We start from the raw sequence: 22,327 nt of genomic DNA, 5'->3' as shown, positions 1-22,327 counted from the left end.
ACAGAGATCGGGGGCGGTCCTCACAGGATTGGGTCCCCGACGCCAACGATCTTGTTCGAGCAGGCGTAGCCGATCGCGGCATAGCGGCTGTCGAAACCGTCCTTGTGCGGGCTGCCGACATAGTAGCAGCCCTGCGGGATCACGCCCGTCGGGCCGGCCACCAGCGGCTCACCCAGTTTGGTGAAAGGCTTCATGTGGCTGACGAGCTTGCCGACGACGAACACATCCGCGCCGCGGTGCACGACGGTATCACCCGGCATGCCGTAGACGATCTTGCCGAACATCTGCTTCTTCGCACCGAAATGCTTGATGACGAGCGGCACGGCAGGCGGCGCGAAAAAGACGTATTCGCCAAGCTTGGGCACTGCCGTCTTGTGGATGACGAATGCCCAGTTCGGCAGCGATTCCGACGCGTTGATGAGCAGTCCGTGCGTGTCGCGCCACTCGGCGATCGCGTTCAGCGAGATCCCACCGGCGACGAACAAGCCAAGCGCTGCCCAGAGGTGTTTGCGGGGACGGAAGCCCTCGGCCGCTGCTGGCGCCGCAATTGCCTTACTGGCCACCGGGACCACCAAAGCTTGAGACCATGGCGCCGGCAACCGACGGATCAACCGGCGCGACGTCCTGCGCAGTGGCGGGGGCAGGCACTGCGGCAAAGGGGTTCGGCGCGGCGGGAACGGGTGCGACCTGCGCCATTTCGACAGGCGCGATCGCCGGCGCGGCAGGCACCTGACCCTGCATCATCGAGCCCATCTGCGCGGGCGTCGCCGGCATCGGTGCCCTCACCCCGGAGGCATAGACGGCTCTCGCGACGTCCGCGGTGATATCAGGCACGCTCTTGGACAGGACTGCCTCGCCGACGAGCACGACCTGGCCAGCCGCACCGCGACGCTGCAGCTCCGTATCGAGCGATGCCATGAACGTGCGCATCTGCGCCTGGACCTGGCCGGGCGGGGTCGCGCTGCGGGCCTGCGCCTGCACGTACTCGCCAACGATCCGGGACAGGTCTGCCTTGACGATGTGCTGCGGCTCTTCAGCTATCACCAACTTGGTGACCCACATGGCCCATACCAGCGCTAGGACGAGGCCGGCAGCGATCAGCAGCTGCGCGGCGGTGTAGCCTGCGAACACCGTCTTGCGCCGGACAGTGATCGCGGCAGGAGCAGTCACAGCGGGTTCGGCCGTGGGGGTGTCAACGGCCTCGGTCATGCGCCGTGCTCCAAGTGGGCGGCACCACGCGGCAAAATAGCGTGACGGCGGAAGAACATGATCGCGCCGGAGATGACCATATGAACGATACCGACGATCATCTTGAACTGGTCGAGCCGGCCAATGTCCGCGGCGAGGTAGCGGCTGGTCAGGTTCTGCAGATGGTTCATCATGCCATCGAGCGAGAAGCTGCCGAGCGCCAAGAAGAAGAGGACGAACACGCCCCACGTCATCAGCAGCGTCGTGGCCAGGAAGCCCGCGAAGTGCAGTCCGAAATAGAGGAGGTAGCCGTAGTCGACTTTGCGTGTCGCATTGAAAGGCTGAATAACGGTTGCCATGGTGGTCACTCCGCTGCGATCGCCAGCGCGTCATCGGCGCTCGGATCGGTCCATTTCTCGGGGTTGTCGGGGTAGGCGACCCGTTCGATCGCCTCTTCCATCGTCAGACCCTGCGCGAGCAGGTCATGGATCGCCGCGAAGGTGCGGGGCGATGACGAGTAAACCGTCGCAGAATAGGGATCGAGGACGAGCCGGCCGACCGCCAGCGTCTCTGGACCCTTGATCATCACGTCGGAATATTCGGAGCCGTTGCGCTTCAACGAGCGGAGCAGCGCGTCGGTGTAGTCATCCATCTCGAAGCGATCGTGCTTCTTGAAGTCGGCGATCGTCTCAGCCTTTTGCTGGAGGATGACGAACCAGTCGCTGTTCTCGAGTGCCGCCTTCGACCCGTCCGACTTGTAATAGTCGTTGAGGCTCTGCGTGGCGGTCACCAGCGACGCGCCGTATTTGCGGCAAGTACGTGCATAGGCTTCGATGAAGTCGGCCATCGAGCCGCCCTTGAGCATCTGCCACGCCTCATCGAGCAGCAGCGCCTTGGGGACAGAGCGGTCCTCGCGACGCATGGCCTGTGACGCCATGAACATGATTGCCGTCAGGGCGACGGAACGAAGCTCCTCGCGCGACGACAGATCCGACAGCTCGAACACCGTCAGGTTGTTCTTGAGCTTGAAGGACACCTCGCCCTCGAAGAAGCGGCCATAGGTGCCGTTAGTCGAGAAGGGCCGCATCGCGATCGCGAGATTGATGGCGAGCGGGTTCTTGGTCTCGTCGAGCGCGGCAATGACGTCGTTGACCGAGCCCTGCCGACCTTTCTCCGTCCAGACCTTGTTGATCGCGCCATCGATCAGGCCGCGCTCGGTATCGTCGAGCTTGTCGATGTGCCGCGCCATCTGGTTCACGATTGATTTCAGCATCGCGAAGCAGTCCATGAGGTAATCCTCATCGGTCTCCGCCAGCACTGGATCGATCATCGAGAACGGATTGATGCAGAAGCCCGACGACATCGTGAACTCGACGAACGCGCCGCCCTGCAGTTTGCAGGAGTGCTCGAACGAACGGCCGTCGTCGATCACAACGACCTTGGCACCGGCGCCGACCATCGAGGCGCACAACTCCTGAAGGGCCACCGACTTGCCCGAGCCCGACTTGCCGAAGACGGCCACGTTATGGTTGCCCGCCGTGTTTTCGAATGGCGACCAGAAGAAGGGCTGGCCGCGCCTGCCGATCAGCATCAGGTGCGGGTTGTTGCCGCCAAGATATTCGCCTTGCAGCGGCATCAGGCTGGCAGCGGTCGTGGTCAGTACAGTGCGCAGCCGCTTCATGTTCTTGAGGTCGAACGACAGACCATTGGCCATCGTCATGGGCATCGCCGCGAGCAGGCCCTGGATCTGCAGATAGCGATCATCGAGCAGATCCCAGCCTGCCGCGCGGTACACCGACTTCAGGATGCGCTCATTGGCGTCGCCCTTGCCCTTCGGGCTGAACGAGGTGACCGAGTAGAAAGCCTGCACCAGCTTGCGGCCCTGGCGCAGCTCGTCCTTCACGAAACGCCACTCCTCGGACTGGTCCTTCAGCTGTGGCAACATGCGCGCGGACTTGCTGTCGGCGAGGCTGGTGGTACGCATGAACTTGCGGCCGGCGCGTTGCCCGGAGGCCTCCGCGTCGGGGAAGTCGAGGCACAGGTTGGTCGAGACCGGGCAGGGCATGCGCAGCTTGTCGGCGAACATGTCGCCGATGAGCTTGGCCATGTCCCAGGGCGCCCAGCGTTGCGGCAGGTTGCGCACCGAGAAGGAGCGCACGTCAAACGTGTCCGGGTAGATCTCGCCGATCTCCGGGGCATGGTCGACGGTCTTGCCAGTCGGACGGAACCGCTCGGTGCGTAGGAGGATGCGGTCAGGCTCGATCCTCATTTCGAGGTCGTGACGCACGGCCTGGTCTGCGATCGGGTCGAACGGATTGTAGGTGATCGTGTCGTCACCGGGTGCCGTCGTGGGCGAGGTGATGTCATCGATCCACGAGATGAGGCCCTTGGGGTCGACTGCGCGCGCATGGACGCCGAGCGACTCCAGAGCCGAGATCAGCCCTTCCATGACTGAGGTAATTTGCTCGTTCGAGACGCGGCTCGATTCCGGGGTGGAGTAGGACAGGCCGAGACGGTGATTGCGCAGGCAAAAGGGAGCCGATGCCGACAACGAGTTCCATACGCCGCCCATCAAATACTCGGTACGGTGTCGCGCCATGCGTTCGTAAATGCCCGATGCCGAATAGCGCGGCATGTACCACTGCGAGAGCTTCTCGCTGATGCGCGGGCTCATCCAGCCATGGACCTGCAGGGCACCCGGCGTCGGAATTCCTTCGGACAGCAGCTGGGCCAGCATTTCGTGGCTCTGCTCGGTTGCGCCGATCATCGGGGTCGCTTCGAGGAAGAAACCGCGTGAGGCGCTATTGTAGTAGATTTGCGTCTTCGGATCGTAGCTGCGGTAGGGCAGCCAATGGACAAGCCGCGGGACAACCGAGTCCGGACGGCCGTTCTCAGGCTTGGCGGAGTCGCCGAGGAGCGTGGCAAGCAGGCCTTTGAAGATGCTCACTGGACAACTCCGGGGAACGAGGACGCGCGAAGCACCGGCAGCGGGTTCGCCGTCTTTACCGCCTCCCGCGCTTCAGGTTCGGCGCGGGCAAGGCCCGCGCGGACGGCCGGGTTGGCGCCGACCGCGGCGATCGCGGTGCGACCGGCCGGGGTTACGTACTTCGGCGCAATTACTGCCGAGGTGGTGGTGACGGCCGGACGGACAGGCGCGGGTGAGGAAAGGGGCTTGGAGGCTGTGGTCATGCCAACCGCGACCGGCAAGTTTGGCGTGGGGGACGCAGACTTCGAGCCATAGGTCACAGCGGTCGGGGTGCGGATTGCCGATGGCGACACCGAAAGGCGGCGCGGCGCTTTCGAGAGCCGACGCACGACCTGATCCTTGATGTCACCGACAGGATCCGCCTGAACGCGAGCGGCAGCAACGGCAGCTGCGCTTGGCATATCCGGATCAGCAGTCGCGGAATCCTCCATGAAGGGAGGATCGGCACGGTCGACAGCTGCAAGCAGCGTGTCGCCGCCCGTTGCCGCCTGAACCTGTGCTGGCGTCGTCGCGACAGCGTTGCTCGCCAGCGCGCGCTGCCATTCGCCGCGCTCGACGACGGCATGGACCGCGGTCTGTTCGTGGAGGCGACCGGCACCGTCGATCTGCGCCGGGAAGACGATGCGAAGCACGCGTTCCTGGCTACGCGCAGGCGCAGCGGCAGCGGTATCGAAACCGCGGCCGGCGCTTTGCGGCGCGCTGTACGGGCCAGCTGGCGTAATCATGCGATCGCCATCCTCGCCCGCAATCATCGCCAGCGCGCGATCATCGATCGTGGAGCTAGGCGCGCAGATGCCGTCGGGTGCGACGCAGGTGAAGCTGCCCTTGATGTTACCGCCCATTGTCGTGCAGCCGGTCATCATGGTGCCGGAGGCGAGGGCGACGGCGAGACAAACATGGACCTTATTCACGATTGGCCTCCAGCGACGAAGGAGGCGAGCGCCTCCTTGGGACGATAGCCCTCGATCATCGCGCCATCGGCGCGGACGATGACGGGTGTTCCGTTCAGGCCGTGCGAGCGAGCGAAGCGCTCATTGGCATCGAGGCCTGAGGTGTCGCAGGTTGCGGCGTTGCGCAGAGTCTCGCCGGCATAGGCCTGATGCAGCGCGGTCTCGCGGTTCTTGGCGCAATACACCTGATTGGCGAGGTCACGACTTCCGAGAACAGAGATCGGACGTTCGACGACACGCACGTTCATCGACCGCAACGTGTTCGAGAGTGCCCGGCAATAGCCACAGCGGAAGTCGCTGAAGACCGTAACCGTCTTGCCCAACTGATTGCCCCACACGATCGCGCCATCCTTGGGGAGACCGTCGAGCGAAATGCGTGAAGGGGTTGTCGGCGAAGCAGCGCCGGCAGCCTTGGCGATGGGGGGCTCGCCGCCTTCGGGTGCGTTGTTGGCCTTGGCTGCGCCGCCAATCAGCATGTCCGGGTTGATCTCGAGGAGGCGAGTTGCGGTCAGATCCTGCCGCGTCTCCATATCGTAGACACGACCGATGACGAGGTAGCGTCCCGAGCGATCGACGTAGAACAGGTTGTTGCCGGCCGTCACTTCGCAGAGGCCATCGACGATCGCACAATCGACCTTGCTGACCTGCGTTTTGGGCAGGCGGGCCTTCAGAAGGGCGATCACCGATGCGTCTGCCGGACGAAGCGCGGCATAGGCGGCCTTCGCGCCGATCGCGGCAGCAACGAACGCTGCAATGACCAAAAGAAGGACCAGCACCCGACCAACGGTCAGACGCCTGTCGGCGGTGCTATCAGTTCCGAACATAAACACCCTCCAGGAAGACGATCTCGACGTCGACGCCGGTCGGCATTTCGATGACCGGCTGGTACTGCTCGGCACGCTCGATCAGGTACTTCGAGACGTCCTTGCCTGTCTCTGACGCACCGCCGCCAAGGGCACGAAGCCCGACGTTGCCGAGATTAGGCGTCTGGTTGATACTGCCGTTTCCGGCAGCGGTGTTGATGACCGGCATGCTAAAGGCCGAGTTGAGCGCTGAGCCCGCCCCGCCGACCAGGCCGGCGAAGAAGGCTTGCATCGCCAGTGAGCCCTCTCGGCTGACGACGCGGCCACGAACGCCAGTCTTGCCGCCGAACGCGATGAAACCCTTTACCTCAGATACGGCATAGCGACCGCCCGGTTGCGGGCAGGTCATCTTCTGCAGCTTTACGTAGACCTTCTCGCTCGAAAGTTCTGCGCGCGCCGCACCGTTGATGAGACAGCCCTGGATTTTCGTCGTGAGCAGCTTGCCATTCTGCAGCACCGACCGCGCGGGGCCGGTGACGCGAAGGACGACAGGCAAAGGATCAGTCTGGCTGTTGGTGCCGGCTGCGGCATCGACACCGACGATGACCTTGGCGCTGGCAAAGCTGTTGGGTGGAAGGTAGTTCGGACTGTCGGTGTAGACCGTGCTGCCCTTTGAAACCTTCGAGGCATTACCGGCCTCGGCGGAGCCAAACGAGACCATCTTTACTTCACTTATGCGCGTAGGTGGAAGGTCCGGACCGGGAGTAGCGCCTGCCGCGCCGGAGCGACCGTAGAGGGCGGCGCTACCAGGACCGTACATTGCCTGCGGCCCGGGCATCGGGGCAGGCGCTGCGGCACGCTCGTTGACCTGGCGACGCAACTGATCGTTTTCGGCCTGATAGGCGGATACGACGCGCTGGCCATCGCTCGACATCGACTGGTTCTGCGCGCGCATCGCATCGAGTTGTTCGGCAAGCTGCGCGACGCGGGCGTTCGTACCTTCGACACCCTTCAGCTGGTTCTCGTTGGACTGGAAGCGGTTTTCGGACTGCGCCATCCACTCCTGCTCGGACTTGGTCTTGTTGGTCATGTCGCTGACCGAGACCGTCTTCCTGTCCGCGCTATCGGGATCGATCTTTTTGGCCGCGTCGTCACCACCGAAGATCCAGAAGGAGGAGGCGACGAGGACCACGCCGCACCCGACAGCGAGCTTCATCTGCTGCTTCTTGCGGGTCTCTACGTTGCCATCCAGTTCCGACGCGATCGGGGATACACCGTCGCCGTCAACGACTTCAGGAGCGTCGAGCGGCTTACGCTCGCGAGAGAAGATATCTTTGATGCCCATGGCTTAGTTTCCGTTCCGCGAGACGAGGTAAGCGGTCGTGACCCGACCCGGCGCGAGCTTGGGTTCGGCGATCGAGACCGCGAGCGCGCTCGACGGCGCCACACTGGCCTCGGTCAGCACCGTTTCCTTGGTGCCCTTGTTTTCGATGCGCAGGACGCGGCCGGTGAGAGCGTCGCCGTGATATTCAGCGATCATCTGAACCTTGAGGTCGCCGACATAGACGGGCTTGAGCGAGCGCTGACGCATCTCGAAGCCGTCGACCGTCTTGTTGGCGTACATCGCCTGCACCAGCGTTACAGCGGCCTCTTCCGGCGAGGAGGTTTGTGCAACCTTGGTAGTCGTAACGGCTTCCGCAGCGTCGGCCTTGGCAATCGCGGGGTTCGAGACGAACACTTGCACGGCCTGATCGCCGCTTATCCGGCACTGGAACTTGTAGACGTAGCCGCGCTTGCTGGTGCCGAAGAACGACAGGAGCTGGCGGCCGAAGCCCTCCGGGACCGATAGGTAAATGTCGCCGCGGACCGGCTCGTTGACGACGGAGAAGTCGTCCGAGGGGTTGCCCGTATTGATCTTGGACACACCAGCGAACTCGTCGCCGACGAGGCTGATCCGGGTGAGATCCTTGGCGGACGCGTTGCAGGATACCTGCGCACCGTCGTCGGCCATCAGCGTCTGGTCGCCAGCAGCGAAGGCAGGGGCCGCAAAGACGAAGATCGCCACGGCAATTAGAGCGGCACCGGCGATGCGGCTCAGCCAGCAAAAGTTGCGGCTGGAGAGGGCAGTGCCGAGCGCAGCACTGCCAAAAGCGTAGATTGCGGTCACATCGCAGCTCCCGGACGGGTCTTGGGTTGGACCATGCTGAAGCCGACGAGCTTCAGGGTCATGCCGGCATATTCCCAGTCGTAGACAAAGGTCCGCTGCTCGGATGACACGATTTTCTGGCCGATGACCGTGTTGAGCTTGCCCGACACGGTGGACTGGAGCGCCTTGGGGTCGATCTCCATGCCCTCGAGCGCAAAATACTGCGACATGCTGGAGCCGCGCTGCTCATCGACGATCTTGAGGAGGTCGGCTTTGATCTTGCCCTGCGACTTGGGCGAGACGATCGCGAGAACCGACTTCATCCAGTAATCGAGGCTGCTCGGCGTGCGGTTAAGCGTCAGCACGGCCGTGTCGCGGGTCACAAGCTCCAGATACTCGCGCGAGACACCCGACGTGGACAGCGTGACCGGCGAGCCAAGAACAGGCTGCAGCACGATTTCGCGGCTACGTGTCGCCGACATCAGGAGCAGGAGCGCAACAAAACCGGCAAGAACCAGTGCGGCTATACCGAGGACATTACGCTGGCGAAGGACGCGCTGGCTTTGCGCGTGCTGGTAGGAAAAATCCATGTCAGCCCACCATTAGTCGGAGGTAGGAAGGTGGCGTGGCGCGCAGCGACGGGAAGCCGCCTGGCAGATGCCAATACGCCAGATGAATCAGCCACGACGTTGCCCGTCCCGCCTTTGCCCTCCTAAGGGCCCACCAGCCTAGGACGGCTAAGCCGATCCCGATGACGATGTGTTGGGACAGGATCCCCCAAGTAAAGGGGATAACCATCGCGAGGAACTCGTCGAGCGTCCAGAACCCGATCAGCTCAGGATCGTCGAGGTGCGATGGGATCACGTACTTATCGGCTGACATCACGCCACCTTCAAAAACGGTGCCGGCGAAGCTGCTATCAACGCCGGCACCGGGTCGGTTCAGATGGTGGCGGTGACGGTCGAGGTGACGATCGGAATGCCGGTACCGGCGCCGACGCCCACACCGACCGGGATCGCGACCTGGCCGAGCGAGAAGCGGCCCGAGGCCAGGCCGACGACGCCGCCAGCGAGCGACAGGACGGTGATGATCTTGCCGCCCGAACCTTCGAGGAAGCCGGTGAAGGCATTGAGTGCCGTGTTGAACGTAGCGTCTGCACCGGCGAATGCCGGCGAAGCGAGAACAGCGGCTGCTGCTGCCGCACCAATGACCGCCAGGGCGGTCGTCTCGGCGCGACAGCCGATCTTGAACGTGGTCTTCATGATAAGGAGTCTCCTTCGATCGAGCGCTGTTCAGCGCGCCCAAGAGGAGATTGGCCGGCAGCAATCTTCAGTCGCAAATGGAAATCGTCGGAACATTGCTAACGCTTATGCATTTCTTAACATTCCGAGCCGATCTTGCCTTTTTCGAATCACCTTGCCCGACTGGGCCGGGCGCCCGCCCGGAATTTCAGGGCACCTGCCCGAGAGACGCGGGCGGCCTGTTTTGGGATACCCGGTCATCTAGTTTGGCATCCAGATCGTAACTGGTTTAGCTGTTACGCTGCAGAATGCGGTTTTCGCCTTTTATGAGTATGCAAGGGTCCGGATTGGACCCGGGATTGAAGGTTGACCAAAGTGACGGCTGAAAAGGCGTTTTATATTTCCGTCTCGGATCACTATTTCCGGCTGACCACCGAAGGTGTCAGACTTTTGTCGAACAAGCATCGCTCGTATTATTCTTTGCCTATGGTCATAGACGAACGCGCCGAGCGTGCTTCCGACTTGGTAAATAGCTATGACGCTGAGGACATGCGAAACCATCTTCGCATAATCTCGAGCGAGGGGGAGGTCGAGATCGACTTCTCTATCTTAGAGACCAGCGCCAGCACGATCGAGGCAGCTGCACTCTCGCTTGGTGAGGCACTCGGGCAAGAGGTTCTCTTAGCTGACGCTGTGTCGCTGGTACTTTTTGACCTCATTGTTGAACGGAATGCTACGGAGGTTCTCACAAAGCTTGGGCTTTCCGCTTCTGAGGCCGAAAATTATCGCGTTTCCCTGAAAAAGAAAGATGCGAACGTCATCCCGTTGCGACCTAAACGACCATAACCACTTGTTTCGAACCAGCTTTAGGGTTGCCTTTTACGATTTGGTGAGTCTACCCATAAGCCATCAGCCGGGAGAATGGCGATGGGCGAAGCGACGCGAAGTTGGGCGGAAAACCCAGCGGGGGCAATTCCGAGTTTCGAATTAGAGGATTACATCCTAGCCAGGATGGACCTTGCACGGGTAAGCGTCAGGGAACTGGCGACATTGACAAAAATCGGTCGGAGCCGTCTCCATGACGGGCTTCACCGTAAGGTCGAAAAGCGTGTCGCTCTCAAGATGCCTGAGATAGCAGCTATCCTCGAGGCATTGGGCATCAGCAAAATCGAAGCAATGTATGCTCAGGATCTGCTCCAAAAAAACGAGGCGGGAGTCGAACTAAGAGACCTCCTGAAGGTCATATCAATGGTACTCGGCGTCGTGACCGGCCTTCCTGAGCAGATCATTACCGTTGTAAGGCATGTTGACGGTCTCGGTTTTGACGATGTTCGACCTGAGCACGGCGAAGCTGCTCAAGAGCTGATAGTACGAGCTATAGAGGTGGAATACCAAAAAATCGGTATGCGCCGGTCCAAACGGCTCGACGAGTTTGGGGCGGAATAACGGGTCCCGAACGGCTCGTTTGGTTATACCGGGATGGTACCGTTTCCCCCCTCTCGCGGACTCAGTGAGATAGGGTAACTGAAAGCACGAGCGATACTCTAAGCTGCTACTCTCGGCGAGGGAGGGACGCGTCGCGTGACGACGTGCCTCTCGTGCTTTCAGTTACTCTATCTAATGAAGCCCTTTTTTTGGTGCGTCCGAGATACGGAAACTGAAAGCACGAGAATTTCCTCGTCAAAGAAACCGAAAGCACGAGCCAATGCGAGCGACTTCCCATGCCGCTGCCGTTTAGGCTGTCGCTATCGCCGAGTCCGGAATCACGGGAGGCGATCTCGAGGTCGCTTGGCCTCGCGAAACCTAATTGAGGGAATGCCGTGCAAAGAAGAAAAGCCCGGCAATAGGTCGGAGCTTTCGGAATTTCGGAAGTGCTGCGTAACAACAGCGGCATAGCCAAATTACGATGATGCAGCGGGAATGCGTGCCTAGCGCGCCACGGACTTCTGCGTCCGCACGGAAATCCAAAGGGGGTTCTCCGAATGAATTCTATTACCTTCGCTCCAGGGGCTGGCCATCGGCGAGTAGACGAACGCACAGCATCGACTGGACGGATCGCTGAAGGCTTTTCCGGGCTTCCCGAACGCGTAAGTCATCGGCATGTTCTAACAGCTTTTAAACGTGCGGCTCCCTATATTGGTGTACCATCTCGCCTTGTGCATGCGGTTGACACACTGATGAGTTGGTCGCGGGAGGTAGACTGGAGTGAGGGACAGCGCCCGATTGTCTTTCCTTCTAACGAAACGCTCAGTCAAAAGCTTGGAATTGGTATTCGGCAGCTTCAAAAGCTGCTGAACAGTGCAACGCGGTGGGGGCTGGTTGCACACCGCGACAGCGCCAATGGCAAGCGTATCGGAGCAAGGGGAAAAGACGGCCGGCTGATCTATGCTTACGGGATAGATCTTAGCCCGCTTGGCGTGCGCTACGATGAATTCGTCCGCATAGCTGACGAGGGGACAGAGGCGGACTTGCGCATAAATGTTCTTCGAAAGCGTCTTACCGCAGCCCGCCGCCGCATCAGCAGCCTGGTGCAGCTTATCATCGACGAGGAGATCGGAGGTGTCGATGCAACCGGCATCATCGAAAGCACTCAGTTGGCTACTCATCAGATGCGGAAGGTTCGGGATGAACGTTTGCTCCAGGCGTGTGTTTCAAAGCTGGAAGGTCATGCGGCAGCGCTCGATGAGCGCATTAGGGCGGTTTCGGCGAGGGATAACGAGGAACGGGAATTGGTAAAAGATTCACCCTCGGGCGTCTTAAACGACACCCACTATACAACTACAAAACAACCACCCATTGCTAAAGCAACATACTGTAGAGGCTTGGCGAGAAGCAGTAGTGAGCGAGGCTACGACGTCCGTAACAACGAGCCGCAAAGTGAAGTTGAGGCGGACCTAGCCCATCACGGCGTTGATCCGAGCTTTATTGCCGCCGTGGCTCCCGAGTTCATTTCGTGTCCTCCCGAGCAAATGACATGGGGTATTATCATCGGTGACGCCGAGAGGCTCATTGCCCAAGCTGCAATCCCAGCCAATGTTTGGTATGAGGCTTGTCGACTAATGGGTCAGAAAGGCGCGGCAGCCTCGGTTATCGCGACGGCCCATAAACACGTTCGAGGCGATGTCGATCGCCCCGGAGCGTATCTTCGCGGCATGAATAAGAACGCCGCCTCGGGAAAACTGAACTTGGGGCGGACTTTTCATGGCCTGAAGGACCACGCCAAAAGGCAACCAGTCCGATCGCTATCGAGCAGCTCAGACCTTCGATCCATAGGCCAGCTTTTGGCGACAGCGCTGAGGTCTGAAAGTCGGGTCGGGCCGGCATTGCTGTGAGTGAGGATAGGGTAACCGAAAGCACGAGGCCTAGCGTCTCCTTTCGTTGTACCCTGACGAGATCCGGCGATCGCGACCGATTGAACCGCCAAAGCTCGTGCTTTCAGTTACCCTATGTTCGACTAGGGGTGATTCTAGACGATAGAATGATAAGAAGGGGGTGTATTGCAAAGGGGATCGATGATGGCGAAATCACCAGCGATAGCGCGGCAGATTTCACTGTTCGACATGGACAGCCCGCTTCACGGAAAAGTCCGCGGCGAGCGGAGCATCATGGACTACCCGTTCTTCGTGCTTTCGAAGAATGCGCACCTTGAGCCTATCGAGTACAAGCATGACCAGGTGACCATTCAAATCCGGCCAAGCGCAACCGGTGTTGCGACAATGTGGGACAAGGAAATCCTTCTGTATGTTGCCTCCCTCGTTGCGCAGGCGATAGCTGATGGCCAGATCTCAGATGAGGACGTGACTTTTTCAGCTCATGACTTCTTTCGCATCACCGGAGTCGAGCGACCGTCGGTACGCGATTACCGGCGGTTTGGTGAAGCGCTGGAACGCCTTCAAGGCACTCAGATAAAGACGAATATCGAGACCGGATCAAAAATCGACCGGGGCTGGTTCTCGTGGCTGTCCGAGGCGCAGGTCGAGTACGAGAAAATGGCGAACGGGGACGAAGTCCTTCGCTATGTGCGCGTCCGCCCATGCAATTGGCTATACCGCGCAATCAAACGTGATCAGCGGATCTACCATTATCACCATGACTATTTTCGTTTGGGTGCAATCGAACGTCGTCTTTACGAAATTGCCCATTGTTACTGCGAAGCTGGTCCAATCGACATCAATCTTGAGGAGCTTCATCACAAAATTGGTTCTATGGGTCCAATGAAACGGCTAAAGCAGCTTCTCAAGAGCATTGAAGCAGAAAACCGGCTACCAGAGTATGACGTCAGCTTGATCGAGGTCGTATCCGGCGAACGAACAGACTCGCTTGGTCGTCGCCGTAAATCCGTCACTACATCGGTTCGCATGAAGCCTAGGCAGAGGTCAATTTCTGCTTAGAAGCGCTGCATCGCGGCGACCTTGGTATAGCCCGCTGACCGATTATAGATCGGGGAAGGCGAGCGAGCTGGCGACGTCAGCCGCGACCAGTTCGCGATAATGGCTGAGACGTAAGCCTGTGTTTCGGTGATGCGCGGGACCATGCCGCCGTGCACGCGACCTGGACCTGCGTTATAGGCGGCCAGCGCCAAGTGAACTTGGCCGAAACGATCAAGCTGTTGGCGAAGATAACGGGCACCACCACGCATGTTCTGCAGCGGATCATACCGATCGACGCCGAGGCCAACCGCCGTCCCCGGCATTAGCTGCGCGAGGCCGTAGGCGTTCGCCGTAGATGTCGCGATTGGATTGTACCCGCTCTCGCGGATAATCATCGCATCGAACAAACCGGTCGGGATACCATGCTCGCAGGCCACCGCGCTCATCATCCCATAGTAGGCGGCACGACGCGCCTCCGCACTCCGTGCGAGAAACCCTGACGGACGATAGGACAGCGGAGCACAACCGGGTTTGAAAGAGACGGGCTGGACGGTGCTCCCCCCGCGTAGCCAGCCCGGAACCTGAATAGATGAAAACGCCGCAACACCCGTGGGCTCGCCACTCATAATAGGAGCACCCACCGGGGTTACCGCCGCTGCAGCGATTTCCTGCTGCATGCGGAACTGAACGTAGCGGCGACTAAGATCATGGACCTGAAAGGCGTCCGGCAACGGCGACGGCTCGGCTATTGCCGCTGATGGAGGGATCCCGGGCAAAGAGCTCGTGGCATCGGTGGGCAGACTCCCCGTCATCGAGATCAGCTGAACCTTCCGGAAGGCTGAGCCCTTTGGAGCGGCACCGGCTTGCGAACCGACGATCAGAGCGGCGCAAAGGCCAGCAGCAGCGAGTGGATAACGCACGGAAAACCCCCATTGGCCTTGATATCCAAGAGTTGAGGTCAAGCGGTTTGTGCTTGTCAAGACCACCAGACCTGCCGAAACTGGTCCCAATCAGCGCCTGAAGGTCACTCGAACATGTGGTTGATCCACCGCGATACCGACGGAAACAGCGGGGATCGGATCCCGCTGCCGTCACCCCTGCATGACGCGCTGGTGCGCTGGTATGTCGGCGACGGCTCGTTCCACGACGAACAAGCTGGCGTGACGCTCGTCCAGAATGCCCGGATCGGACACCGCTGGATCGCCTGCGACTGTCTGGGACCGGGTAAGGCCCCGCCCATCCTGACGCCGGCTTACCTCTCCGAGGCCGAAACCTACTATTTGCGCCGGTTGACCAGCACCAAGCGGCCGGAGCACCGCACCGATTGCCCCTTCTTCCGCGACCAGGCCACCAATCGCATCACGGAAGTCAGGTCCCACAACACCCCGACCGATCCACCGTCAGGCTTTTTCGAAGTCTTGCGACCAGCGCCGGAGAAGCTCGCACAGCGGCCTGAGGACGACAGTCTCGACGATCGGACCCGCAACGCCTCGACCCCGCGGCTCGCGCGGCTCCTATGGCGCCTGCTCGACAGCGCCGGCTGCAATACGATTGCCCCGTTGGGTATGGGCTACGAATGGTCGATCAGGGAAGAGTTTGCATCGCTCGGCCGTGCGGCCGCCAAGATCGAGATCGCGCCGGGCGTCGAGCTGGCCAGGGCATTCTGGACACACGCGCGTCCCCTCGAGACGAACACGGTCTATGGCACGCTACGCGCACTGGCGCCGAAGTGGCCCAAGACGCATGCTCCGCAAGGCTTCGTGGCGCTCTATGCAAAGGCGATCAAAGGCAATGAAATCCATGTGCCTGACGGTGAACCGGTCACCATCGCGACGCGCGTCCAATCGCCCTCGATCCGGGGTAACCACATCAGCGGACCGTACATCGTCCTTGTCGTTGCTGGAGAATATCCCGAGGCGCGCGGTTATGCGCCCCTGCGCGCCTATGCGCAGCCGATCTACAATGGACGCATGTTCGTGCCTGTGGAATCCGACTTCGAGCGCAAGGCGCTACGCGCAATCCTCGATACCCAGCGCGTGTTACATGCCCGCGGTGTCGACATGGCCATCAGCAAGCCGCTCTTCGATTCAATGACACCAAACGGCCCCTGCCGGCCCGACTTCATCCTTGAGGCGAGGTCGCGAATGACGGGGGAATTGCGGACGGTTGTGGTGGAGGCGATGGGATTTGACAGCGACGAGTACGAAGCTGCCAAGGCGGTGACGCACCCTCGCATGGCGGTCCTGGGTGATCTCGTGACGCTAGATAGGTCCGAAATGGATCAGGATTCTGCGTCGACCAAACTGCTTCGGGTTCTGGATATTTGAGCGATCAGCTCCAAGTCATCGTCGCAGCAAAATAACTAACGATTCCAAGCGTTACCGGTGTCGACAGTAGATACAGCTTTTGCCAGCGCCACCACGCCTTTGGCAGGAAAAGCACGGCGCCACGAACACTTCGAACATATTCCCAGGCCTTGTCCCGGTACAAACCGTGGACCGTCACGGAGACTGACATAGCCATGGCGATTGCGCAGCACATAGCCGCTGCCAGATAAATGGCGATCCAGTTGGCAATCTCGACCTGCGAAAACTGGTTCATCGACACCTCGAATGAAAAAGGGCGCGGTCGACAAACCTGCGCAGAATGATTCTAGTTCCAAGAGCAGCTTAGCGGCGAGATTTTAGCAGCTGGTAAATGAGACGGTGCGCCACTTGGTCCGTCAAAAAAATGGAGTGGAGAGGGAGGGTAAGAAAGGGGTCGCGGAAAGCGGCCTTAACCTTCCACCCCAGGGCGGCCGGAAAAGGCAGCCTTCAGCACGAGGCCTGTAGCCATGACCAAGTACGTCCTTTTCATAAGGGACCACGGCGCCAAGGACGTCCTAGATTTCCATCCGAGCGAGATGTCCGCCAAAAAGGCTCTGGCCGCCTATGTGACGAAGAAGACAGGGCGCGATCTGCCATCCGACCCGGAAGCGGCTGTCGAGGAGATCGCCAACTACTTCGATCGTGACAAAACCTTCTACGCGATCGCCGGCGTCCCCGCCGGTGCGCACTAAGGGGTATGGGACATGGCTATCATCGCCAATCGACCATCCCAGCACCTCGTCGATCTGGTCGGCGCGCTTGGCGGCACCTGGCACGGGAACAGCGCGATGTGTCGGTGCCCCGCGCATGCCGACGGTACGCCAAGCCTCTCGATCAGGCAGGGTGACCGCGGCCTGCTGGTGACCTGCTTTGCTGGGTGCGACGCCGGCGACATCCTGCGTGAGCTGGACCGGATACCAGTCGGGCGCCGATATGAACCGCCGGTTCCGGCCCAGGCAAAGGGTACGGCCAACATCGACCGGCTGTGGAACGAGGCCGTCAGTGTCTCCGGTAACCTGGCCGAGCGCTACCTCGCGTCGAGGGGGCTGTTGCCGGTGCCAACCGACGTCCGCTTCCATCCGCGCTGTCCGCTAGGTCCCAAACCCATGACTGTCTTCAAGCCGGCACTGCTGATCGGGGTCCGTGAAGCGCAGCGCCTGGTCGCCTTTCAACGCATCTTCCTGAAGCCCGATGGAGGCTATTTCCAGAAGACGACGCTCGGCACGCTTGGTACCGGGGCATGGCGGGGCGGTGGCCTTAGTGCGACCATTGGCCTGGCCGAAGGATTCGAGACGGCGCGCGCCTGGTCCCGGATCCGCGGAATGCCTTGCTGGGCAACGCTTGGCTCGCGCCGGCTCGATCTCGTGACGATCCCTGACAGCGTTACAAAGCTGATCCTCGCGGGCGATAATGATCTCGCCGGACGCCGTGCGGTCGCGCGAAGCATTGCCCGCTTCGCATCCGACAGTCGTGTCATCGAGGTCGACTACCCAGTGGGCTACAAGGACTGGGCCGAGGCGCTCGAAGCGGCAGAGAGAGGAGAGGGAGGGAGGCGGTGAGCTGTCGGATTGGCAGTGCAACCTGAGGGAACCTGCCATGTTCGATTTGCTCGATCTTCCGCCCGTCACCGATCACAGTGCCGCGGCACGCATTGCCGGGTTGCTGGCATCGGGCACGCCGATCGCCCGCCGCGATCTCAATCAGGCGATGACAGCGGCCTTTGGCGGCTCGGACGCCGACGGTCATTGGACGCAGCGCGACAGCTTCGAGATGCTCGAACACGGCATTGCGCTCCATCTCGCGTCGCAGCCGTACCAGCTCACTGGCATGTCGGACGTGGCACAGGCGTCGGCGATCATGGCGATGCTGCCGACCCAGACGGTCCGCAGCGAGGAACAGATCGACCTCCAGCAATTCTCGACGCCGGTCGATATTGCGGCGATCGCTGTTTTGATGGCCGCGATCGGTCCGCACGACATCGTCCTCGAACCCAGCGCCGGCAACGGCTTGCTGATCGTCCAGGCACCGGCGTGCGCCAGCCTGCAGCTGAACGAAATCGACACGAAACGCCGCGAACGGCTCGCCGGGATTTTCCCGGATGCGATCGTCACCGGTCACGACGGCGCGGCGCTGGTCAGTCTGCACGCGCGACTGCCGAAGCCGACCGTAGTGGTGATGAATCCACCCTTCTCGCGCAGCGTCGGTCGCGGCGCCGACGATCTCGCTGCGCTTCGCCATCTCCAGGCAGCGATCCGCCGCGTCGCAAAGGGCGGTCGGGTGGTAGCGATCATGCCCGACTGGTTCGCGCCAAGCGCACGGCTGAAAGCGGCCTATGAGGCGGTGCTGACCGGCTGCACGGTTCGCACCTCGCTGCGGCTTGAGCATTGCTACCGTAAGCACGGCACCGATATCGCGGTGCGGCTCTACGTCATCGACAAGGTGGCAGGCGGCACCTCGCACACTGTTATCCAGCGCAGCTCGGTCGCGGGTTTCCTCGACGCCGTGACCATCCCGCCGCGGGCCTCGCTTGTGGCTGATACCCCGATAGCGGCACTACCGGTGCCCAAACCCAGCCTGTTCGGCGCGGCGCGGCAAGCCAAGGCTATGGTTGCCCGCACGTATCATGCACCGGTGCGCAACAACGTACTGCCGGTCAGCTACAGAACGCTAGCTACGGCCGCACCTCTGGCCGATCAGGTTGGTTGCTATCTGCCCTACCGGCCAAGCCGGATCGTGTTCGACGTCGCCGGCGACCACACGACCGCGCTGGTGGAATCCGTGGCGATGGGTTCGATACCCGCACCCATTCCGACGCACATTGCCCACCTTCCGGAGCGCACGGTGACGGAGCGGATGCTGTCCTCATCGCAGCTCGAGACCGTGGTCTATGCGGGCCATGCCTGGGGTCAGCTGCTCCCCGGGGCGTTCAAGCCCGCCAAGGAGGGCGTCGGGCTCACCATCGATCCCGAGGGCAGCCGTTACCGGAAGGGCTTCTTTCTGGGGGACGGCACTGGGGCGGGTAAGGGCCGACAGGTCGCGGCGTGCATTCTCGATAACTGGCTACAGGGTCGTCGCCGGCATATCTGGGTGTCGAAGAACGAACCGCTGCTCGAAGACGCGCGTCGCGACTGGACCGCGCTCGGTGGCATGTCCGGGGACGTACAGCCGGTCTCAAACTGGAAGATCGACCAGCCGATTAAACTGGACGAGGGTGTGCTCTTCGTCACCTACCCGACGCTACGCTCGATGCGTTCCGACCATAGCCGCCTGCAGCAGATCCTCGATTGGGCAGGTTCCGATTTCGACGGGGTCATCGCCTTCGACGAGGCGCACGAGATGGGCGGCGTCGCCGGTGGCGAGGGTGCCATGGGAAAGAAGGAAGGTTCGCAGCAGGGCATCTGCGGCGTGCTGCTTCAGAACAACCTGCCAGGTGCCCGCGTCCTCTACGCCTCGGCAACCGGCGCATCCGATGTGAACAACCTCGCCTACGCGGTGCGGCTTGGCCTGTGGGGACCCGACACCGCGTTCGCCGACCGCGAGGCGTTCATTGCCGAAATTCGCAAGGGCGGGATCGCAGCGATGGAACTGGTGGCGCGCGACCTGAAGGCGCTCGGTCTCTATACCTCGCGCGCGCTGAGCTTCGCCGGCGTCGAGTACGACGTGCTGCGGCACGCACTGACGCCGGCGCAGATCGAGATCTACGACACCTATGCCAAGGCCTGGAGCGTCATTCATCAGAACATGGAAGAGGCGCTGGAACTGACCGGCGTCGTCGACGGGTTCGAAAAGACGACGCTCAACAGCGGTGCCAAGGCCTCGGCACGCTCGCGGCTGGAATCGACCAAGCAGCGCTTCTTCGGGCAGGTCCTGCTCTCGATGAAGCTGCCGACGGTCATCGCCGCGGTCGAACAGCATCTGAAGGCTGACCAGTCGGTGGTGCTGCAGCTGGTCACGACCGCCGAGGCGATCCTCGATCGTCGCCTGGCTCAGATGTCGGCCGACGAGCGTGCGGATCCCACGATAGATTTGTCACCGACCGAGTATATTGCGGACTATCTGATGCGGGCGTTCCCGACGCGGCAGATGCAGACCTATACGGACGACACCGGCACCGCGCGCTCGGCGCCGATGAGCGATGAGTTCGGCAATCCCGTCCATAATCCTGACGCGCTCGCCGCCCGAGACCAGATGCTCGAGCACATCTGCGCGCTGCCTCCGATCAAATCCGCTCTCGCCGCGCTGATCGAGCATTTCGGCACCGACATGGTGGCCGAGGTGACGGGGCGCTCGCGGCGTCTCGTACCGACGTCGGACGGTCGCCAGAAGATCGAGACCCGCTCGGGGCGGTCCTCCCAGGTTGAGGCCGCGGCGTTCATGGCCGGCACGAAGCGGGTGCTGGTGTTCTCTGATGCTGGCGGCACCGGGCGCTCGTACCATGCCAGCCTCGATGCGAAGAACCAGCAGCAGCGCGCCCACTTCCTGCTCGAACCCGGCTGGCGTGCCGATCGCGCGATCCAGGGGCTTGGTCGCACGCACCGTACCCATCAGGCGACGACACCGCTGTTCCGGCCGGTAACCACCGACTGCAAGGGCGAGCTGCGCTTCACCTCGACGATCGCGCGGCGCCTCGACAGCCTTGGCGCCCTCACGCGCGGCCAGCGGCAGACCGGCGGGCAAAACCTGTTCGATCCGGCCGACAATCTCGAAAGTGAGTATGCCAAGGATGCACTCCTGACATGGTTCGCGCTCCTCGATGGCGGCAAGCTGACCAGCACGACGATGGATGACTTCTGCTCGCGCACCGGCCTTGAGCTCCACGACAATGACGGCGTCCTGAAGGAAGAGCTGCCGCCCATCCAGCGCTGGCTTAACCGTTTGCTGGCCCTGCCGATCGGGCTTCAGAACCTGATCTTCGATGAATTCCTGGCACTCGTCGAAACCCGCGTCGCCGCAGCCCGCGAAGCCGGCACGCTCGATGTCGGCGTCGAGACGATCACCGCGGATACCGCGATGGTCCTCGACGACACGCTGCTGCGCACCGATCCCCTGTCGGGCGCGACGTCGCACCTTCTCACGATCGAGATCGCCCGCCGCAAGAACCCCATCTCGCTCGAACGTATCCTCGACCTCGCAAAATGGCAGGACGACGTCGCGTTCGTGGTCAACGCCCGGTCGGGGCGCGTCGCGCTCCGGACCCGGGCACGGTCGTGGATGGACGACGATGGCCAGCCGATCGCGCGCATCGAACTGCAGCGTCCCTGCCGACGTGAGTATCTGCGCGAGGCCGATCTGCTGGAAACGGCGTGGGACGTTGTCGACCGGAAGACCTTCGAGGCCAAATGGAGCGCGGAGGTCACCGAGGCGGCGGGTCAGGTCGATACCGAGACGATCCGTCTTGCAACCGGCCTGCTGCTACCAATCTGGTCTGCGCTGCCGTCGGACCACCTCGCGGTCAACCGGATTGCGGACGCCCATGGCAATTCGTGGCTAGGCCGTCTCGTGTTCGACCAGCATGTCGTCCAGCTTTACACCAAGCTCGGGATCGCCAAGACCGACGATCTGCCGGTCGACGCGATCGCACGTTCCGTTCTCTCAGGGCGCAGCGTCGACGTCGTGCGGCCGTTCCCGATGACGCTCCGGCGATCGATCGTGAACGGCAACCCGAGGGTGGAGATCGTGGACGCACCCGCCTCGCAGTTGCCTTGGCTGAAATCGCTCGGCTGCTTCACCGAGATTATCGCCTACCGGACCCGCGTCTTCGTGCCGGCAACCGATGCCGAGACGGTGCTCGGCCGCGTCCTGAAAGGAGTCACAACGCGAGAGTAATTTCTGGTTGCGCTAGAAGAGCACAGAACGTGCCCCCAAACCGGTTACCTACCGAGGTCTCCAGTAAATCATCAAAACGGTAAGCTCCCGACAATTGACACTGGCCGAGATACCGATGGTTGACGCCTAACGGTGGGAACGGCCTAAAATTCTGTAGTTCAATAAATCGGGTCGGTGTCTTGTAACCGGCCATCTGCCGTCCCGAAATATTCCCGCTTTCCCATGTCCGACAGGCTATTTTGAGAAAACTAAATCGGGAACAGATTTCGAGAAAATAGCACCCTGGGCGCGTCACGAAATGGTTCTGTCCAGCTTTCTCGCTCTACGTTCGTTTTCGAGAAGCCCGCTCCCCCCACCGGAGGTCGCCGGGGTCAGTTTTCCACGCCAAATCGAGTTGCCCGCGGCGACAGTTCCGTCCCCCAACTCTCCGCAAGCGGTCCGTAAAGATCGG

At 61.5% G+C, this 22,327-nt stretch carries 21 protein-coding genes; 8 read left to right on the top strand and 13 right to left on the bottom strand.

What is annotated here, in order from left to right; all coding sequences use genetic code 11:
* Positions 1-20: 20 nt before the first annotated feature.
* Genes O6Y00_RS19680 through O6Y00_RS19630 form a run of 11 tightly spaced genes read right to left on the bottom strand, consistent with a single transcriptional unit; the run spans position 21 to position 9,335 of the window.
* Positions 21-563 (bottom strand): S26 family signal peptidase, encoded by a 543-nt coding sequence (locus O6Y00_RS19680; RefSeq protein ID WP_435368655.1) that lies wholly within the window; start codon positions 561-563, stop codon positions 21-23.
* Positions 553-1,209 (bottom strand): TrbI F-type domain-containing protein, encoded by a 657-nt coding sequence (locus tag O6Y00_RS19675; RefSeq protein ID WP_353444236.1) that lies wholly within the window; start codon positions 1,207-1,209, stop codon positions 553-555. The genes O6Y00_RS19680 and O6Y00_RS19675 overlap by 11 nt, the downstream gene beginning before the upstream one ends.
* Positions 1,206-1,547 carry a hypothetical protein gene (locus O6Y00_RS19670; protein WP_353444295.1) on the bottom strand — a complete coding sequence of 114 codons (342 nt, stop codon included), beginning with the start codon at positions 1,545-1,547 and terminating at the stop codon, positions 1,206-1,208. Before O6Y00_RS19670 ends, O6Y00_RS19675 begins: the two co-directional genes overlap by 4 nt.
* Before the next feature lie 5 nt (positions 1,548-1,552).
* Complete coding sequence (gene traC, locus O6Y00_RS19665; RefSeq protein WP_353444235.1) at positions 1,553-4,135, bottom strand: type IV secretion system protein TraC; 2,583 nt, start codon at positions 4,133-4,135, stop codon at positions 1,553-1,555.
* A complete protein-coding gene (locus O6Y00_RS19660) occupies positions 4,132-5,085 on the bottom strand; it encodes a conjugal transfer protein TraV (protein WP_353444234.1) in 954 nt (317 codons plus the stop codon). The genes traC and O6Y00_RS19660 overlap by 4 nt, the downstream gene beginning before the upstream one ends.
* A complete protein-coding gene (locus O6Y00_RS19655; protein ID WP_353444233.1) occupies positions 5,082-5,948 on the bottom strand; it encodes a DsbC family protein in 867 nt (288 codons plus the stop codon). Before O6Y00_RS19655 ends, O6Y00_RS19660 begins: the two co-directional genes overlap by 4 nt.
* A complete protein-coding gene (locus tag O6Y00_RS19650) occupies positions 5,935-7,272 on the bottom strand; it encodes a TraB/VirB10 family protein (RefSeq protein WP_353444232.1) in 1,338 nt (445 codons plus the stop codon). The genes O6Y00_RS19655 and O6Y00_RS19650 overlap by 14 nt, the downstream gene beginning before the upstream one ends.
* A gap of 3 nt (positions 7,273-7,275) precedes the next feature.
* On the bottom strand, positions 7,276-8,094 hold the full coding sequence (locus O6Y00_RS19645; RefSeq protein WP_353444231.1) for a type-F conjugative transfer system secretin TraK: 819 nt from the start codon (positions 8,092-8,094) through the stop codon (positions 7,276-7,278).
* Complete coding sequence (locus O6Y00_RS19640; protein WP_353444230.1) at positions 8,091-8,663, bottom strand: type IV conjugative transfer system protein TraE; 573 nt, start codon at positions 8,661-8,663, stop codon at positions 8,091-8,093. Before O6Y00_RS19640 ends, O6Y00_RS19645 begins: the two co-directional genes overlap by 4 nt.
* Before the next feature lies 1 nt (position 8,664).
* Positions 8,665-8,955 carry a type IV conjugative transfer system protein TraL gene (traL, locus tag O6Y00_RS19635; protein WP_031439148.1) on the bottom strand — a complete coding sequence of 97 codons (291 nt, stop codon included), beginning with the start codon at positions 8,953-8,955 and terminating at the stop codon, positions 8,665-8,667.
* Between the two features lie 59 nt (positions 8,956-9,014).
* The gene (locus O6Y00_RS19630; RefSeq protein ID WP_353444229.1) at positions 9,015-9,335 is read right to left on the bottom strand and encodes a TrbC/VirB2 family protein; all 321 of its coding nucleotides are present in this window, start codon (positions 9,333-9,335) and stop codon (positions 9,015-9,017) included.
* Positions 9,336-9,680: 345 nt separating this feature from the next.
* On the opposite strand from O6Y00_RS19630, the gene O6Y00_RS19625 reads away from it, so the two are divergent.
* The 4 genes from O6Y00_RS19625 to O6Y00_RS19610 all read left to right on the top strand — a co-directional run bounded on the left by O6Y00_RS19625 (position 9,681) and on the right by O6Y00_RS19610 (position 13,705).
* A complete protein-coding gene (locus O6Y00_RS19625; protein ID WP_132741244.1) occupies positions 9,681-10,160 on the top strand; it encodes a hypothetical protein in 480 nt (159 codons plus the stop codon).
* A gap of 81 nt (positions 10,161-10,241) precedes the next feature.
* Positions 10,242-10,760 (top strand): hypothetical protein, encoded by a 519-nt coding sequence (locus O6Y00_RS19620; protein WP_132741242.1) that lies wholly within the window; start codon positions 10,242-10,244, stop codon positions 10,758-10,760.
* A gap of 536 nt (positions 10,761-11,296) precedes the next feature.
* Positions 11,297-12,646, top strand: coding sequence for a plasmid replication protein RepC (gene repC / locus O6Y00_RS19615; protein WP_353444228.1), 1,350 nt, complete (start codon positions 11,297-11,299; stop codon positions 12,644-12,646).
* Positions 12,647-12,829: 183 nt separating this feature from the next.
* A complete protein-coding gene (locus O6Y00_RS19610; RefSeq protein WP_253069883.1) occupies positions 12,830-13,705 on the top strand; it encodes a replication initiator protein A in 876 nt (291 codons plus the stop codon).
* On the opposite strand, the gene O6Y00_RS19605 is transcribed toward O6Y00_RS19610, so the two are convergent.
* Positions 13,702-14,646, bottom strand: coding sequence for a lytic transglycosylase domain-containing protein (locus O6Y00_RS19605; RefSeq protein ID WP_353444227.1), 945 nt, complete (start codon positions 14,644-14,646; stop codon positions 13,702-13,704). The genes O6Y00_RS19610 and O6Y00_RS19605 overlap by 4 nt on opposite strands.
* Before the next feature lie 72 nt (positions 14,647-14,718).
* On the opposite strand from O6Y00_RS19605, the gene O6Y00_RS19600 reads away from it, so the two are divergent.
* A complete protein-coding gene (locus O6Y00_RS19600) occupies positions 14,719-16,011 on the top strand; it encodes a hypothetical protein (protein WP_353444226.1) in 1,293 nt (430 codons plus the stop codon).
* A 4-nt stretch (positions 16,012-16,015) separates the two neighbouring features.
* Here O6Y00_RS19600 and O6Y00_RS19595 read toward each other — a convergent pair whose 3' ends face one another.
* Entirely contained in the window at positions 16,016-16,285 is a 270-nt protein-coding gene (locus tag O6Y00_RS19595) for a hypothetical protein (protein WP_353444225.1), read from the bottom strand.
* A gap of 232 nt (positions 16,286-16,517) precedes the next feature.
* Here O6Y00_RS19595 and O6Y00_RS19590 point away from each other — a divergent pair, with 232 nt between their 5' ends.
* From O6Y00_RS19590 to O6Y00_RS19580, 3 genes are read left to right on the top strand one after another with little or no spacing between them, the layout of a single operon-like run.
* On the top strand, positions 16,518-16,742 hold the full coding sequence (locus tag O6Y00_RS19590; protein WP_132741230.1) for a hypothetical protein: 225 nt from the start codon (positions 16,518-16,520) through the stop codon (positions 16,740-16,742).
* Between the two features lie 12 nt (positions 16,743-16,754).
* Positions 16,755-17,609: a DUF7146 domain-containing protein gene (locus tag O6Y00_RS19585; protein WP_353444224.1), complete on the top strand. Its 855-nt coding sequence runs from the start codon at positions 16,755-16,757 to the stop codon at positions 17,607-17,609.
* Positions 17,610-17,646: 37 nt separating this feature from the next.
* Positions 17,647-21,876: a strawberry notch-like NTP hydrolase domain-containing protein gene (locus tag O6Y00_RS19580; RefSeq protein WP_353444223.1), complete on the top strand. Its 4,230-nt coding sequence runs from the start codon at positions 17,647-17,649 to the stop codon at positions 21,874-21,876.
* Positions 21,877-22,327: the final 451 nt, after the last annotated feature.

It is taken from the genome of Sphingomonas faeni (genome assembly GCF_040407565.1).
In the GTDB taxonomy this organism is placed as follows: domain Bacteria; phylum Pseudomonadota; class Alphaproteobacteria; order Sphingomonadales; family Sphingomonadaceae; genus Sphingomonas; species Sphingomonas faeni_F.
Note: the sequence above shows the minus strand (reverse complement) of the source record. Positions and strands in the feature narration are given on the sequence as shown.